Annotated in this window: 13 protein-coding genes; all 13 read left to right on the plus strand. The window is 62.8% G+C overall.

Going from position 1 to position 16,109, the window contains the following annotated elements; all coding sequences use genetic code 11:
- Positions 1-10 precede the first annotated feature (10 nt).
- Positions 11-1,486 carry a sensor histidine kinase gene (locus JFN91_RS05230; RefSeq protein ID WP_199388134.1) on the plus strand — a complete coding sequence of 492 codons (1,476 nt, stop codon included), beginning with the start codon at positions 11-13 and terminating at the stop codon, positions 1,484-1,486.
- A 213-nt stretch (positions 1,487-1,699) separates the two neighbouring features.
- Positions 1,700-3,067 (plus strand): sigma-54-dependent transcriptional regulator, encoded by a 1,368-nt coding sequence (locus JFN91_RS05235; RefSeq protein WP_199388371.1) that lies wholly within the window; start codon positions 1,700-1,702, stop codon positions 3,065-3,067.
- 363 nt (positions 3,068-3,430) lie between these two features.
- Entirely contained in the window at positions 3,431-4,225 is a 795-nt protein-coding gene (locus JFN91_RS05240) for a DsbC family protein (protein WP_199388135.1), read from the plus strand.
- A 55-nt stretch (positions 4,226-4,280) separates the two neighbouring features.
- Entirely contained in the window at positions 4,281-9,941 is a 5,661-nt protein-coding gene (locus tag JFN91_RS05245) for a pilus assembly protein (protein ID WP_199388136.1), read from the plus strand.
- A gap of 3 nt (positions 9,942-9,944) precedes the next feature.
- The gene (locus JFN91_RS05250) at positions 9,945-10,433 is read left to right on the plus strand and encodes a pilus assembly FimT family protein (protein ID WP_199388137.1); all 489 of its coding nucleotides are present in this window, start codon (positions 9,945-9,947) and stop codon (positions 10,431-10,433) included.
- Complete coding sequence (locus JFN91_RS05255) at positions 10,405-10,815, plus strand: prepilin-type N-terminal cleavage/methylation domain-containing protein (protein ID WP_199388138.1); 411 nt, start codon at positions 10,405-10,407, stop codon at positions 10,813-10,815. The genes JFN91_RS05250 and JFN91_RS05255 overlap by 29 nt, the downstream gene beginning before the upstream one ends.
- Positions 10,812-12,044 carry a PilW family protein gene (locus JFN91_RS05260; RefSeq protein WP_199388139.1) on the plus strand — a complete coding sequence of 411 codons (1,233 nt, stop codon included), beginning with the start codon at positions 10,812-10,814 and terminating at the stop codon, positions 12,042-12,044. The genes JFN91_RS05255 and JFN91_RS05260 overlap by 4 nt, the downstream gene beginning before the upstream one ends.
- Before the next feature lie 15 nt (positions 12,045-12,059).
- A complete protein-coding gene (locus JFN91_RS05265) occupies positions 12,060-12,686 on the plus strand; it encodes a pilus assembly PilX N-terminal domain-containing protein (RefSeq protein WP_199388140.1) in 627 nt (208 codons plus the stop codon).
- A gap of 167 nt (positions 12,687-12,853) precedes the next feature.
- Positions 12,854-13,348 carry a pilus assembly FimT family protein gene (locus JFN91_RS05270; RefSeq protein ID WP_199388141.1) on the plus strand — a complete coding sequence of 165 codons (495 nt, stop codon included), beginning with the start codon at positions 12,854-12,856 and terminating at the stop codon, positions 13,346-13,348.
- On the plus strand, positions 13,314-13,727 hold the full coding sequence (locus JFN91_RS05275) for a type IV pilus modification PilV family protein (RefSeq protein WP_199388142.1): 414 nt from the start codon (positions 13,314-13,316) through the stop codon (positions 13,725-13,727). Before JFN91_RS05270 ends, JFN91_RS05275 begins: the two co-directional genes overlap by 35 nt.
- Positions 13,724-14,881, plus strand: a complete 1,158-nt coding sequence (locus JFN91_RS05280; RefSeq protein ID WP_199388143.1) for a prepilin-type N-terminal cleavage/methylation domain-containing protein — start codon at positions 13,724-13,726, stop codon at positions 14,879-14,881. The genes JFN91_RS05275 and JFN91_RS05280 overlap by 4 nt, the downstream gene beginning before the upstream one ends.
- Positions 14,882-14,895: 14 nt before the next feature.
- Complete coding sequence (locus JFN91_RS05285; protein ID WP_199388144.1) at positions 14,896-15,516, plus strand: pilus assembly protein PilX; 621 nt, start codon at positions 14,896-14,898, stop codon at positions 15,514-15,516.
- Between the two features lie 390 nt (positions 15,517-15,906).
- Positions 15,907-16,104, plus strand: coding sequence for a helix-turn-helix transcriptional regulator (locus JFN91_RS05290; RefSeq protein WP_041248407.1), 198 nt, complete (start codon positions 15,907-15,909; stop codon positions 16,102-16,104).
- The last annotated feature ends 5 nt before the right edge of the window (positions 16,105-16,109 follow it).

Below are 16,109 nucleotides of genomic sequence, written 5' to 3' on the forward strand. Positions count from 1 at the left end.
CACAGCCCCTATGAAACCATTCCGTTTCAGCTTAAGTTTCTACATCCTCTCCGCCTTGAGCATGTTGCTCGTGCTCACGTGGGCCCTTCTCTCCCTGATATCTTTCAAAACCTCGGAAAACGATCTCCTGGCCCAAAAGGGCGAGGACGCCAAGGTGCTGCTGGCCACAATCGTCTCGGCGCTGCCGCGTCCCTTGGCGCCGCCGGACCCGGAAAGCCAGATCGTGCAGTATCTCGAACAGTTGAGGCGGGACCGCGGCTTCACGGGACTCGTCGTGGTGGACCAGGAGGGCCGCCGGCTCTATGCCGTGGCCGACGGCAGCGAGACTGACAGCAGCCTGAGCAGTGTGCTCACCAGCGGCCGCTCCCTGTTCCAGCTCGCCCCGGACAAGCGTAGCGGCCGCTGTTACGCCCCCATCGTGCAGCAGGGCAAGGTGGTCGGCGCGGCACGCCTCACGCTGTCGCTGCAGCCGGTCCAGGATCGGCTCTCCATGTCCAGGCACCTGTTCCTCGCTTACTTCGCCCTGGACTTCCTGCTGCTGCTCGTTTTCGGCTCCTACCTTTTGTCCCGTACCGTGGTCTCCCCCATCAAGCGTCTCCTCTCCGCCACCCGGCGCATCACCGCCGGGGACCTCGGCGTCTCCGTCAACGTTGCCGGCAGCACCGAGGTCGCCGAACTCTCCGAAGGGTTCAACAGCATGATGGTGGCGCTCAGGGAGAAGAGGGTGGAGGTCGAGGAGAAGGTGGCGTCGCTCAAGTGGGCCAACAAGGAACTGGTCGAGGCGAGAAACGAGACGGTGCGTTCCGAGAAGATGGCCTCCGTGGGGCTTCTTGCTGCGGGGATGGCGCACGAGATCGGCACGCCGCTGGCTGCCATCATGGGGTACTCCGCGATTCTCGGGGAGGAACTGGCCGCCGACACGGAGAAGGCGGACTACCTGCGTCGCATCGAGGAGGAATCCAGGCGCATCGACCGGATCGTGCGGGGGCTTTTGGACTACGCCCGTCCCAAGCGCGTGCAGTGGGAGGAGGTGGAGATCCGTCCGCTGCTGGAAAAGGTGGTGAAACTGTTGGCCGATCAGGGCGTGCTGAAGCACCTCGACGTGTCGGTCGAGGTCGAGGCCGGCCTTGCCACGGTGCACGCCGACCCGCACCAGCTCGAACAACTGCTGATCAACCTTATCGTCAACGCGCGGGACGCCATGCCCAGGGGAGGAGAACTGTGGTTAAAGGGGAGGCGGTCCGGAGCCGAAGTGGTCATCGAGGTGGCGGATAACGGCGAAGGGATGCCCCCGGAACTTTTGAACAAGGTCTTCGACCCGTTTTTCACCACCAAGGAACCAGGCAAGGGGACCGGTCTCGGCCTGGCGATAGCGGCGCGCATAGCCGAGTCCTGTGGCGGCCGTCTCGGCGTGCAGAGCGAGCTCGGCAAAGGGAGCCGCTTCACCCTGACCCTGCCGGCCACAGAACCGGGGGCTAGGGGCTAGGGACTAGGGGCTAGGGGCTAGGGACTGGGGGCTAGGGGCTAGGGGCTAGGGACTGGGGGCTAGGGGCTAGGGGCTAGGGACTGGGGACTGGGGACTGGGGACATGGGGACCTGGGGACCTGGGGACCTGGGGACCTGGGGACCTGGGGACTGGGTTTACCCGCCGTAGCTGCTTGCGCAGCAAGCGTTTTGCGAAGGTGGGAAGGAGCAGATGTTGACCGAGAAGAAGAAAATCCTGGTGGTGGACGACGAAGCCAACCTGCGCCACATGCTCCAGGTCCTTTTGAAAAAGCAGGGTTACCTGGTGGAGCAGTCCGCAGACGGCGCGGACGCGCTGGCCAAGGCGCGCGCGGGTGGCTACGCCTTCATCCTGTGCGACATCCGCATGCCGGTCATGGACGGCAAGAAGTTTCTGGCCGCCTGCACCGAGTCCGGCGTCGGCGCCACCATCATCATGATGTCCGCCTACGGCACCGTTGACGACGCCATCGAGTGCATGAAGCTCGGCGCCTACGATTACATCTCCAAGCCCTTCAACAGCGACGAGATCTCCCTGGTGCTGAAGAAGGCGGAGGAGCGGGAGCGGCTCAAGGACGAGAACCGCAGGCTGCGCGAGGCGGTGCGGGAGCGGGCCTTCCCCGACATCATCAGCAGAAACGAGCGCATGGGCCAGATCATGGACCTGGTCAAGAAACTCTCCGGGCACAAGACCACGGTCCTCATCCAGGGCGAATCGGGGACCGGCAAGGAACTGGTGGCGCGGGCGCTGCACAACTGCGGCGTGCGCCGCCAGGGGGCTTTCGTCGCCGTCAACTGCGGCGCCATCCCCGCCTCGCTTTTGGAAAGCGAACTGTTCGGGCACGTCAAGGGCGCCTTCACCGACGCCGCTTACGACAAGGTCGGCCTCTTCGAGGAGGCCAACGGCGGGACGCTGTTCCTGGACGAGATCGGCGAGCTGCCGCTGCCGCTGCAGGTCAAGCTGCTGCGGGTGCTGCAGGAGGAGGAGATCCGGCGCCTGGGCGCCGCCGCCGCGCAGAAGGTGGACGTCCGCGTGGTATCAGCCACCAGCAGGGACCTCACCGAGGAAGTGGCGGCAGGGCGCTTCCGCGAGGACCTCTACTTCCGCATCAACGTCTTCACTCTGTCCCTTCCCGCCTTGCGCGAACGGGTGGAGGACGTGCCGCTTCTGGTGGACCACTTCCTGGAGAAGCATGGCGAGCGCATGGGTATGCCCGGGGTGCGCCCCACACCCGAGGCGCTGCAGGCGCTGGTCCGCTACGGCTGGCCGGGGAATGTACGGGAGCTGGAAAACTGCGTCGAGCGCGGCCTGGTGCTCTGCGATGGCGAGTCGCTGGGGCTTGGCTGCCTGCCGGAGGTGGTGCGCAGGGGGGTGGGGCTGGAGCGCAGGGGAGGGGAGTTGCCCGATTCGCTCTCGATCAAGAAGGGGGCCGAGGCGCTGGAGCGGCAGCTGATCGTGCGTGCCCTGGAACAGACCGCCGGCAACCGGACCCACGCGGCGCGGCTTTTGGAGATCAGTCACCGGGCCCTCTTGTACAAGCTCAAGGAGTACGATCTCGGTTAGCCGGCTTCCGCTGTCATCAAGCGCTAACTGAGGTCAGTGCAGCATATTTACTAAATCTCCCCCTCCCGCGAGCTTCTCACAGATTCCGACCGGGGGCTTGGTCCCCCCTCCCGTCAAGGGAGGGGGAGGTCAGCCTCGAACGTCCCCGCGAGGGGAAGGGGATAGGTTCAGGTGCCAATTTTTTGCGGGGTAGGGGGGGCTGCTATGAAAAAAATGCGTAGTTTTTTGCGGTGCCCCCGTGCTATGGTATGCCACAACTGACCGTATTGACGCTGAAACCGCCGCTTCAGCGCCGCGGGCGGGACCAGGGCACGGTTGTTGCTCGCCCTGACGAAGCAACGAAATCACCCACGAGGTAGCTGAATGTCCTTCGCAAGAAATCTCACCCGCATTTTCGCAGCATGTCTCGCCCTGTCCCTGATTGCCTTTGCCGTACCCGCCTTCGCCATGTCGGAAGGATGCAGCGGGGATTGCGCTTCCTGTCACTCCATCACGCTGCAGGAGGCCAGTACGCTGTTGAAGGCGATCGGCCCGGTGAAGGATGTGAAACCGGCGCCGGTGCGGGGACTGTACGAGGTGACCTTCGAGCAGGCCGGCCAGAGCGGTGTGGCCTACATCGATTACGGCAAGAAGCACATCATCGCCGGCCAGGTGTTCGACATCGCGTCGCGGCAGCCGGTGGGGGGGGCGGCACAGCAGGCCAAAAAGGCGGAGCGCAAGGAGCGCCTCGATCCTGCCACCCTGACCACCGACAACGCACTGGTCATGGGCAATGCCAACGGGAAAAAGAAGCTGTTCGTCTTTACCGACCCCGAGTGCCCCTACTGCGCCAAGGCGCATGCGGAGCTGAAAAAACTGGCGGCCCTGGAGCCTGACCTGGCCATCTACATCAAGCTCTACCCCTTGAAGATGCACCCCAAGGCGTACGACAAGTCGCGGGTGATCCTGGCGCGGGGCTCTCTGGACCTTCTGGATAAATCGTTCGCGGGCGAACAGCTGCCGGCTGCCACGGACAAGGATGCCCACAAGCCGGTGGATGACACCATCAAGTTCGCCGAGAGCAACGGCATCCTTTCCACGCCGACCCTGATTCTGTCGGACGGGCGGATACTGGTGGGGTACAAGGATGCCAAGGCGATGCAGGAATTGCTGCGTTAGCCGGCGATGTGTTCGAGTAACGTCCCTCTGGATATGGAGGTGTGTGGTGGGAAATATGAAAAGTAAACTGCTCCTTGCTGCTTCTTTCCTGGCTTTGACCTGGGCTCTGCAACCGACGCCCGCCCAGGCGACACTCTCCTGGCCCGGCGAACCGTACTGCGTAAAGCCCGCCTTCGTCGCCGGCAACGTGCCGCCGAACCTGTTGCTCATGATCGACAACTCGGCCAGTATGTACGACCTACAGTACGTGGACGAGGGGAAAAAACACTGCTCCAATTCCTCCAACAGTTGCACCACCAACGTGGACTGCCCCGGCGGCACCTGCAGCGTTTTCGACCGCCGCCCCTTCTACTGCTACGACCAGACCTTCGACAGCACCAAGAGCTACTACGGCTATTTCAACAAGGACAAGTTTTACTACTACTACAAGAAGCAGAATGACGGAACGGGCGACGAATTCAGGCCGGTAGCGGGGAGCACGCTGGCCGCAGCCCTGTCGGTGGTCTCCTGCGGCACCAACGCCAGCAACGTCACCAAGACCTTCCCGGGGCAGATGTGCCTCGAGTACACCACCGCTAAGGCGCTGGTTGCCTTTGTGGCCAAGGGGAACTACCTCAACTGGCTCACTGCGTCCAAGCTCGATGCCGAGAAGCAGACCCTGACCGGCGGCAAGTTCGACGGCAGCTATTTCATCCCGGAGTCGCGGGGCTGCGTAGGGCAGGCATTCGTGAAGGATCAGAATACCGCCGACTTCATCAACTTCGCCGACGGCACGCCCGACCCGAATAACTCGCTCCAGGTGACCTACACCATCACCGGCGAAGGGAACCAGTACAATTCGACCGCCCCCTCCAACGGGGGCCAGACCTACATCAACCTGTTCGGCGGTGCGACCTTCAACTACGGCAACTGCCAGGACGCCATCCAGGCTCTTGCCACCGGCGGCAACGCCGACATCAAGCAAACCGTGGATTCCTGTCTGGCCAGCACCGCACCCGCCACCGGCAGCTGCCAGAACGTTCCCACGGGGCTGTCGGTTCCTGCATGTGGAAGCAGTTCCGACTGCTACCTCAACAAATCGACCACATCCGCCTACGTCTGCCAGACGGCTCTCGCACGGACCTGCACCGGACTGACTGACACCGCTTCTTGCAAGATCGCCGCCCGCAACTCCTGCACCGTCGACCCGACCATCGCCTGCAGCACTGACGCCAACTGTGTCATACCTGTTGCGGCCACACCTGGTACCTGCTCCACCGACAAGTCGATGTACACCCCCACTCCGGGTAGCAAGGACACCCCCCCTGCCACTTCCTGCACCGCGGATGCGGACTGCAAGTTCAAGTCGACTGGGACCAACTTCACCGGCAAGGCCGGGTCCTGCGTCGGTTACGTTGCGGCGACGACCTCGAACAAGGGGCCCTGCGTGGTGACCGCCGCCCAGGATTACGGCCCGTGCGTGGCCAACTACGTCGGCGATTGCGTGCTCACCGCCCAGGGGGCGGCCACCAAGACCAAGGTCAGCTTTCAGCAGTCCATGCAGGAGTGTTGGAAGATCAGGGGTGAAACCCACACCGCTGCCGACGGCTACGGCTTTGCCAACATGAACACCGTGCTGAACCAGTGCCCCGACATCTACGCCTCGTACAAAACCTGTCACAACGACCACCTCAAGCAGTGCACGGTCGCCACCGACTGCGCTGCCGACGGCACAGTGAGCTGCGACTCCGGTCCGGACGCCATCGGTGCGGGTAACCCGGCGCTTTTGTGTGGCACCAACTACGAAGGACAGTATTTTACCAAGAACTCGAGCGGTAACTGGGTGGTGACCGCCACCGGTTCCGCCAACAGCTACCTTGCCATGAGGGAAGCGCAGTATCGCTTCTGCGGGGACATGGCGTCCCCCCCCGTCACCGACCCGACCGACTCCCCCTCCGATACTGCGATCACCGAGAACATGCCGGCCATCCTGAGCGGCATCGGGGTGGAGGCGCAGCTTGGCGCACCAATACAGAAGATGAGGGTGAAGATCGGTGCCACTTCGTGCACGACGGTTAGCGACTGTGGCACCACCAACCCGGAGCGTAGTTTCACCTGCACTTCCGGCACCTGCCAGCCCATCGGCCTGGTCCAGGAGTTCTCTGACAAGATCCGCCTTGGGGTGGCCACCTTCAACCCCTTCGGCTCCGCGTCCGAAACCGCGCTAGCCGGCGTCAAAGACGCCAAGGTCTGCTACGTCGGGACCGGCAGCACCCAGGTGACACCGGTACAGGCCTGCGTCCAGAACATCGACTGTGGCAGCGGCAACCGCTGCGACATCGCCTCGGGCAACGCGAACCTGGACGGCGGCGTCATCATCTACCCGGTCGGTAAGGGCTTCTGCGCCACCATGACCGGCACAGCCTGCACCTCGGACGCCCAGTGCACCAGCCCCAACACCTGCCTCAACGGCTTTTGCGGCAACCTGAGCACCGACGTCTGCACCAACGTGAGCAACTGCTCCGGCTCCAACCAGGCCTGCGTCCGCAACACCGCCGGCACCCATACCGCGTCCGATACACTGGTGGGGAAAATTGACGGCATAAGGGCCGCCTCCTGGACCCCGCTCGCCGAGACCCTCTACGACGTGCTCGGCTACTTCGCCGCCATTCCGCAGAGCGGCGGCAGCCTGAAAAGCCGCGTCACCGGTGCCGCCACCGGGCTCACCGGCCTGCGCATCAACGCCATCGACACCACCAGCGTTGTCAACCCCGTAGACTTCAACGAGGTCCTGCACCCGTCCGAGTACCGTTGCCAGCAGAACTACGTGCTGCTGGTAAGCGACGGCAGTTCCACCGCCGATCGCAACACTGCGGTCAGCAACCTGGCCACCCTCTACGCCTCGCAGGCCGGCACCACGGCCGGCGCCTGCACGGTGCCCAGCGGGTCCGTGGACCATGGCGGCACTTCCAACCTGCCGGTCATGTCCTGGCTCGGACGGCACCAGAACCTCGCCAGCTTCAGCACCACGGAGGTGACGCCGGTGCACTGCTCGGGGCACACCTCAACCACCTGCAGCAGCGACAGCGACTGCCCGTCCGGAGAAACCTGCCAAAACGGCACCTACCCGCGCGACTATTTCACCACCTACGTGGTGCTCAACGGCGAGTCCACCGGCACCACTGATGTCTGCTCCGCCGAGGTCCTTCTGGGCAAGACGGCCAGCAACGGTGGCACAACCTTGGAGATGGCGAAAAGCCCGGTGGAGCAGCGCGACAAGCTCTCCACCATCTTCCAGACCATCGCCGCCAAGGCTTCTTCCGGTACGGCGGCCTCCATCCTCAGTAACAGCGAGGGGAGCGGCGCCAACATTCTGCAGGCCGTCTTTTTCCCGAGGAAGATCTTCGCGAGCCAGACCTCGTCGGACTGGATCGGTGAAATGCAGAACCTCTGGTACTTCGTGGATCCCCAGATCAGCCGTTCCACCATCCGTGAGGACACCAACGCCGACAAGCAACTCGACCTGATCGCGGACCATGTGGTGAGTTTCCGTTTCGATAGCACTGACAACACCACCTATGCCTATGTCTCCCAGGACACCAACGGCGACGGCCTGGGGGATACCCCCGAGGTCAAGGAAGATACCGACGTGGTCAAGAGTATCTGGCGCGCCGGCAAGCAGCTCTGGGGCCGTGACCTCTCGGCCAGCCCGCGCAAGATCTTCACCTCCATCAACGGGACCTCGCTCATCGATTTCTCGTCCGGCACCTTCCGGGGCACCTCCAACACGGACAACTCCGCTACCCTGGCGCCGTACCTGAACGTCAGCGCCGGAGAGGCAACCAGGCTCATCGATTACGTGCACGGTGTGGATCAAAACGACCTGACTGGGTTCGCCTCATACCGCAGCCGCAAGGTGAAAATCAAGGACCCGGTCACCAACGTGATCAGCGCCGCGAGCGAATGGCGCCTGGGCGACATCATCTCCTCGACGCCGCGCATCCAGTCCACGGGGAAACTGAATACCTACAACATCGCCGCTCCCAGCGGATACGGTGATGCATCCTATGCCATGTTTATCAACTCGAACGAGTACAAGAACAGGGGGATGGTCTATGTCGGCGGGAACGACGGCATGCTGCACAGCTTCAAGCTGGGGCTTTTGGACGTGACCGCGAGCGGCACGCACAAGGCGACCCTTTCCGGCTCCGGGCTGGGTGAGGAGCAGTGGGCGTACATTCCGAAACAGGCCCTGCCGTTCCTGCAGTACTACGGCGACCCCAAGTACAACCACCTCTACTACGTGGACGGCGCCACCGTCCTCTTCGATGCCAGCATAGGTGTCACCACCAACACCGGGACCTGCGCGGACGCGGCCACCTACTACGATTGCCCCAAGCAAACCCAGTTGGTGGACGGCAGCAACCACCTCGACCCCGCCAAGAATACCTGGAGGACGGTGCTGATCGGCGGCATGGGTATCGGCGGGGCCTCCGCCAAGACCTGCGCCAGCGGTGCCGAGTGCGTGCAGACCCCGCTCGCTGCCGACCCCAGTGACGCCACCAAGGCGCTGGGCTACTCGACCTACTTCGCCCTCGACGTCACCAACCCCGACGCGCCGTCGCTCATGTGGGAGTTCAATGATCCGGCCATGGGCTACGCCACCACCGGCCCGGCCGTGGTCAGGGTGGGACCGCGCGACAAGAACGGGCACTGGTACGCCGTCTTCGGCTCCGGCCCCACCGGCAAGATCGACACCAATAACAACCAGTTCAAGGGGCAGTCCAACCAGACCCTGAAGTTCTTCATCGTCGACCTGCGCTCCGGTGAGCTGCTGCGCACCATCGATACCGGCATCGAGAACGCCTTCGCCGGTTCCATGCTGGGCGGCCCCATCGACGCCGACCGCTGGGATACCTATGCCAACGGGCACTACCAGGACGACGCCATCCTGGTCGGCTACACCAAGAAGAACACCAGCACCAACACCTGGAGCGACGGCGGGGTGATCAGGATCACCACCAAGGAGACCAGCACCGTCGCCAACTGGGGCTGGAGCCCGGTCATCGAGGACACCGGTCCGGTGGTTTCCGCCATCGCCCGGCTCCAGGACCGCAAGAACAAGCGCCTGTGGCTCTACTTCGGCTCCGGCAGGTACTACTACCGGGCCGGGACCGACATCGACGACTTCAGCAACCAGCGCTCGATCTATGGCATCAAGGATCCCTGCTACAACACCAATGCCCTGCCCGGCAACGTCTATGACAAGAACTGCACCGCCACCGTCACCTCCGGGGTGACCGACCAGTCCACCAGCATCACCTCTGTCGGCTCCGGCGGCTGGAAGATCGATCTGGACCTTTCCAGCGGCAACTTCGGTGCGGAGCGCGTGGTGACCGACGCCGTCGCGCTCACCAACGGCACCGTGTTCCTCACCTCGTTCCAGCCCACCGCCGACCCGTGCGGCTTCGGCGGCAACTCGTTCTTGTGGGCCCTGGGGTACGATACCGGCGGCAGACCCAGCGACGCGGCACTGGCCGGTAAGGCGCTGATCCAGCTCTCCACGGGCGAGTTCAAGGAGGTCGACCTGGCCCAGGCCTTCGGCAGCGGGGCCGCGCGCCTGAACCGGCGCTCGGGCGTCCCGATGACCGGCAAACCGCCGGCGGACGCCTTCCCGATCGTCAGCAAGAGCGGCAACAAGCCGGTCAAGAAGATCATGCACATTCAGGAGCGCTGATCCATGCGAGAGAGAGGATTCACCCTGGTCGAGCTGGTCGTGGTACTGGCCATCATAGGCACCCTGCTGGCCATCGGCAGCATGCAGTTCAGCAGCATGCAGCGCAAGTCCTTGATCGAGGCGCAGACCAGGAAGATCTACAACACGCTCACCGACGTGAGGGTCCAGGCCATGTACACCAAGACGCCGCGCATCGTGCTCCTGAGCACGTCGCAGTTGCAGATCTACTCATCGGCCACCACTGCGGGTGCCAACCCGATTTCCGTGGTCCCGCTCACCTTCCCCATTGTGATGAGCTCAGGTGCGAACCGGGTCTGGTACGACGCGCGAGGGATGCAGGTGGTGTCGGATCGCTCCATCTGTATCGAGCCGGGGGGCGTGGCCTTGAACCCGGGCTACATCGACAGCGTGGTGGTTACGACCGCGCGCACCTACATGGGGAAGAGACAAACCGGAGGAGCTTGTGTCCCAGCCAGTATCGATCAGAAATAACGACGGCTTTACCCTGGTGGAGGTCCTGGTGGCGGTGGTCATTCTCGCCGTCGGGATGTTCGGGGTGCTGCAATCGATAAACGTGAGCCTGCAGTACAACCTGAAGAACGAACTGCGCAACGAGGGGAACCGGATCGGGGAGAAGTATATGGCCGATCTCAGGGGGAAGACCTTCGACAAGCTTTCCACCGCTTACACAACGTTCAACGAGGCGGGAAAGATACGCAGCGGCACCAAGAACTACACCGTGGAGCGGGCCACCCAGATCCTTGCCTACGACGGGCTGCAACCCAGCACCAAGCAAGTCACCGTAATCGTGAAATGGAGTTACCGCAATATGACGACCATGAACAGGGTGGTGTCCGTGGTGGCCAGGCCATGAGGCGCGACCATAACCTACCTGTCGACGATGTACCCGTACGGGGGGAGCACGGCTACACGCTGGTCGAACTGCTCGTGGTGATGGCCATCTTCATCACGGTCATCATCGTGGCCTCGCAGGGGTTCCAGACCGTGCTGACCCAGGTCGGACAGCAGAGCAAGCTCATGGAGACCGACATCGGCAACGTGGTCGGGCTGGAGATGTTCCGCTCCGACGTGCAAAACGCCGGCTACGGTCTCCCCTTCACCCTCACCACCCGCTCTGCGCCCGCTGCCGGGAGCTATACCGAGGTGACCAACAGCGACACCGGGATCCCCATGACTGCGGGGTTCTGGCCGACAGGCAAGAGCCCCCTCAGTTTCAACGATGCCGTGGCCACCTACACCTATGACACCGACGGGGCGCCGCGCGCCGTGCAAAGCGGCAACACGACCTTCAATACCAGGGCCGGGGTCGGTTCGCAGTACCTGGTGATCAAATCGCTCACCGTGGCCAACTCGCAAAACGCCACCCAGAAGAAGTGGATGACGGTGTCCTACAGCGACACTGCGAAGAACGCGCCTCTCTGGAACGATCCGACCCGCGACTTCGCCAACACGGAGCGGGTGATGGTGATCCGGAACACCTTCACCGACAACACTCCCAAGCGTGAACTGCAGATCAGCGGCGGCGCCTATTCGGCACCGTTCTCCAACTACACCACGCTGACCCTGCCGCACTCCTCGGGCGACGTGTTCCAGGTGTACGGCGTGGACCAGAGCAGCACGCTGCGCATGCCGTTCAACCGGGCCGACTTCTACGTGTACCGCCCGACACCGGCCCCCCCGGTCTGCGCCCCCAACACCGGCATCCTCTACAAGTCGGTGCTGAACCAGGGTGCCAACTTCACCGACATTCCCCTTTTGGACTGTGTGGCCGACATGCAGGTGGTGTACGGTATGGGGCAGGCGGGCTCCAACGAGGTCAACTTCCACCAGACCACGCTCACGGGAACCGCCAAGGACATCCGCGAGCAGGTGAAGGAGATCAGGATCTACATCCTGGCGCAGCAGGGTAAAAAGGACACCGGTTATAAGCATCCCAATTCTCAGATTGCAGTGGGAGAGAGTTTCGGCGGACCCCTCATGGGGAGGACCTTCGACCTGCCGTCCCAGATCGGGACCGGGTGGGAAAACTATCGCTGGAAGGTCTACACCATTGTGGTGCGGCCGCAAAACCTCATTCAGTAGCACTACGGTACGGTTATGAAAAAGTTAGGCAATGAAGAAGGTATAGCGCTGGTCACCGCGCTCATGTTCACCCTGATCTGCCTGGGGATCGTGGCGGGGCTGATGCAGATGCTGTTGCTGGAGACCAAGGTGTCCGCCACCCAGAAGAACTACCGCAACTCCATCGAGGCGGCCTACGGGGGTACCGAGCTCATCACGCGCGAGTTCATCCCCAAGCTCTTCAACAACTACTCCTCGGCCATCAACCCGCTCAAGCTTGCCTACGGTTCCGGCGGGATGGGGGACATCGGCCTGGTCACCAACGACACCGCTCTCCAGAAAAAGCTCAAATACGCCACCAGCGACTGGGGCAACACGATTTCCAAGACCATCGACGCCAAGGACAACCCCGACCTGACCTTCATGTTGCGGGGGGTCTCCTCCGCCGGCAACTTCAAGGTCTACGCCAAGATCGTGGACACGGTACAGGGCAACTCCGACACCACCGGCGTCGATTACCTTGACAGCGGCGTCGGTGTCGCCGGCACCGGTTCGGGCATCTCGCCCAAACACAACCCCGCCCTCTACACCTTCGAGGTGCGCGGCGAGAAGGCCTCCAACCCCAAGGAAAAGGCGCTGCTCTCGGTGCTGTACGCCTTCTAGTCCCACCACTCGCGACTGCTTCCCGGCGGCCCTCCCACAAGGAGGGCCGCTGTCGTTTTACCTTTCACTTGCCGCGCCGCTGCGGCTTTTTTTTTACCCCCGCTCTGCTAAGATTGGAAAGTTCAAATTAGGCCGCCCGGCTGATCCGGGACGGGCCCGGAGGGAGTATGGGGTCGCGCGGCTTTTCGCTGATCGAGATGATACTGGCCATCGGCCTCGCGGCCATCCTCACCGCCATCGGCTCCTTCTACTTTCAGAAGTACCAGAAGAGTTACCGCATCGACGCCCAGACCCGCCTGCTCTTCACCGAACTGCTGAAGGCGCGCACCCTGGCCATCTACCAGCGCAGGGGGACGCGGGTCAAGATCTACGCCGACCGCTTCGAGGTCTACTCCTCGCTGCAGGACGGGGGGGCGGTCCATCCCGTGCAAAGACACCTGCTGCAGTATCCGGTGACCGCCACCGCCAACCTGGACCTCGCTGCCGGCGGCAACATCGACTTTGACGAGACCGGGATCACCTACGGCTGGAGTTCCATCTGTCTTGAATCGGTGCCGGGCTACGGCGCGGTAGACAGCGTGGTCGTTGCCGCCACCAGGGTGAGCATCGGCAAGAAGGGCACGGGTGATGACTGTAAAACCGAGAACATCAAGCTCAAGTAGCCGCGGCTTCACCCTGGTCGAGATGCTCATGGCCCTGCTGGTCATGACGGTCGGCCTCCTGGGGCTATTGCAGTCGGTGAACGTGGCCTACCACCAAAACCTCAGGGACAAACTGCGTAAGGAGGCAACCCTGCTGGCAGAGGAGCGCATGCACGACTGGTGCAGGCTCCCTTTCGACAGGATCACCACCGGAGTGCACAAGGAGGAGGCCGGCGAGAAGATGGTAGCCGGCACTCCCTGGCACTTTAGCGTGGTCCGGGAAGGGAGCGCGGTGGGGAACTCCACCAGGAAACTGCGGGTCATGGTGAACTGGTCCGTCAAGGGCGTCGGGAACCGGCACGAGATCTTCGCGCTCAGGTCAAGGAGAAACGGCGAATGAGGCACTGCGGGGGGAGGGGAGGATATACCCTGGTCGAGCTGGTCGTGGTGATGCTCATCTTCGCGGTGGTGATGACGCTGATCAGCAGCTCCTTTGCCAACATCGTCCGCAGCACCGGGCAGCTGGGCAAAAAAACGGAGACCGAGATAGAGGGGCTGATCGGGCTGGAGTTGATGCGCCGCGACCTGGAACTGGCCGGCTTCGGCCTTCCTTACACGCTGCCGGCCTGGCTCAACTATGCCGAAGCGCCCGAGGAGCTGCAGTTGGTGCCGGGGTACGCCGGTGCCAAGGCCGCCAACTTCAACGACAGGCCCGGTCTCTCTGCGCCGCCGGGCTATCGCGTCGGCAGCGATGTCGGTTTCAACGGCTCCGACTACCTGGTGGTCAAGGGGACCCCCCTCGGCATCAACACGGTCTGTCACAGTTGGTGCTATCTGAACTACAGTGCGGTCACCAGGCCGTCGCGCGTCGAGCCCGAACTGAAGATCGGCACCAAGGCCCGCGCCATCGTGCTGCATACCGGGGTCGGTGCCTCCGGCAAGCCGGTCCGGGACCTGGTCACCGCCGACGGAAGTTTCACCTTTTTCCTCGACGACGTCGATGCCGACTTCGCACCGGCGGAGAGGGGCGACAGCCACGTCGTCTACGCAGTGGCCAACGGTGGCGGCGACCTCACCTTCCCCTTCAACCGGTCCGATTACTACATCAACCGCAGGTCGGACATCTCCACCGTGTGCAACCCCGGGACCGGCACGCTCTACAAGACCACCATCGAGCAGAACGGCAGCTACACCAAGTACCCCATCCTCGACTGCGTGGCGGACATGCAGGTCGTGTTCTACATGGACACCAACCATGACGGCAAACCCGACTACCATCCCGACCCCGATGACGGCGTGTTCACAGCGGAGTACCTGCGCGAGGAGTTGCAGGAGGTCCGAGTCTACATCCTGGCCCAGCAGGGGCGGCAAGACCCGGGCTACCGCTATCCGGTGCAGGACCCGGCGCGCGCCGTCGTGGTCGGGGACCCGGAGCTGCCCGATTACGCGGGGCACGTCTGGACCTCCCAGGCGATGGGCGCCGCCTTCGGTGAGCAGTGGCGCAGTTATCGCTGGAAACTGTACACGATCGTGGTGCAGCCCAAAAACCTGTAGCAGGGGAGGGGGCTATGGCGGCTCTACGTTGCCAAAGGGGCGCAGCCCTGATTACCGCTTTGATGCTGACGACGCTCTCCCTGGTGATCGCGATGGCCCTTTTGTCCACCATCATCGCCGGGACCCAGGTCGCCGCGAGCCAGAAGCGCTACCGCAGCGCCCTCACCTCGGCGCACGGCGGCCTCGACCTGTTCACCAGCGAGATACTCCCCAGGCTTTTTCAATCCGGGTACGGGACCTCCGACTTCGAGCGCGACTTCCCCGGAATCGACCTGAAGGTGGCGCTCGATCCATGCCTGCAGCAAAAACTCACGCTGCCGCGCGCCGACTGGTCCGCCTGCAGCGATGTCCAGGCCAGCCCCGATCCCGCCCAGGCACCGGAGACCTCGTTTCGCCTGGCGGGAGAGCCGCCGGCGACGGGGTTCAACGTCAGCACCAAGATCATCGACACCGTGCCGGGCAATACCGACCGCAGCGGGTACTACCTGTTGGACGCGGGAGGAGCCGTGGCGGGCCAGGATGACGTGATCCGCCCGCAGCACGTGCCGGCCATGTACAACATCTATGTGCAGGGGGTGCGGGAAGAAGAGGGGACCCGCGAGAAGGCCCGCCTCTCCGTCCTCTACGCCTACTGAGTAGGGGACTGACTCCGCAAGGTGCCGGTCCTAGTTGTCCGGTTAGATGTTTGCAGCTCCCCCCTCCCGCCAGGGGAGGGGGGACTTTGGTTACCACTGCAACATCCAACCGGACAACACTGGTCGGTTCCCCTCTGCTTGCAGCTTGAGTCGCGACTTTTCACCTACGCGGGTTGCCGAAAATTGCAACTCGCCTTTTTATTGGTATGATCTCCCCATCCCGCCCATTAGAAAACGCGTGTGAGACAGGAGGCGCAGCTTCTCCCCATGGGAAAGTTTTTATTCTGAAGTATAATTACATATAACTTTAAATAAAATATTGACTTTCCTTTTTATTGATGAGAAAGTGCGCCAAAATTCGTAACATCTGTCTTCAAGCGGTGCCTACTTATGATCATGAACAGCGTCAAGAAACTCCGGGAAGAACGCCTGATGAGCAAGGCCGAGCTGGCACGACTGGCTGGGGTATCGCCCATCACCATTGACCGGATCGAACGGGGTGAGGACTGCAGGATGGAGACCAAGCGCAAGATCCTGCTTGCACTCGGGTTTTCCCTCTCCGACAAAAACAAGGTATTCCAGGACTAGGTAGA

Origin of the sequence: Geomonas anaerohicana (assembly GCF_016458305.1) — a bacterium.
GTDB lineage: Bacteria > Desulfobacterota > Desulfuromonadia > Geobacterales > Geobacteraceae > Geomonas > Geomonas anaerohicana.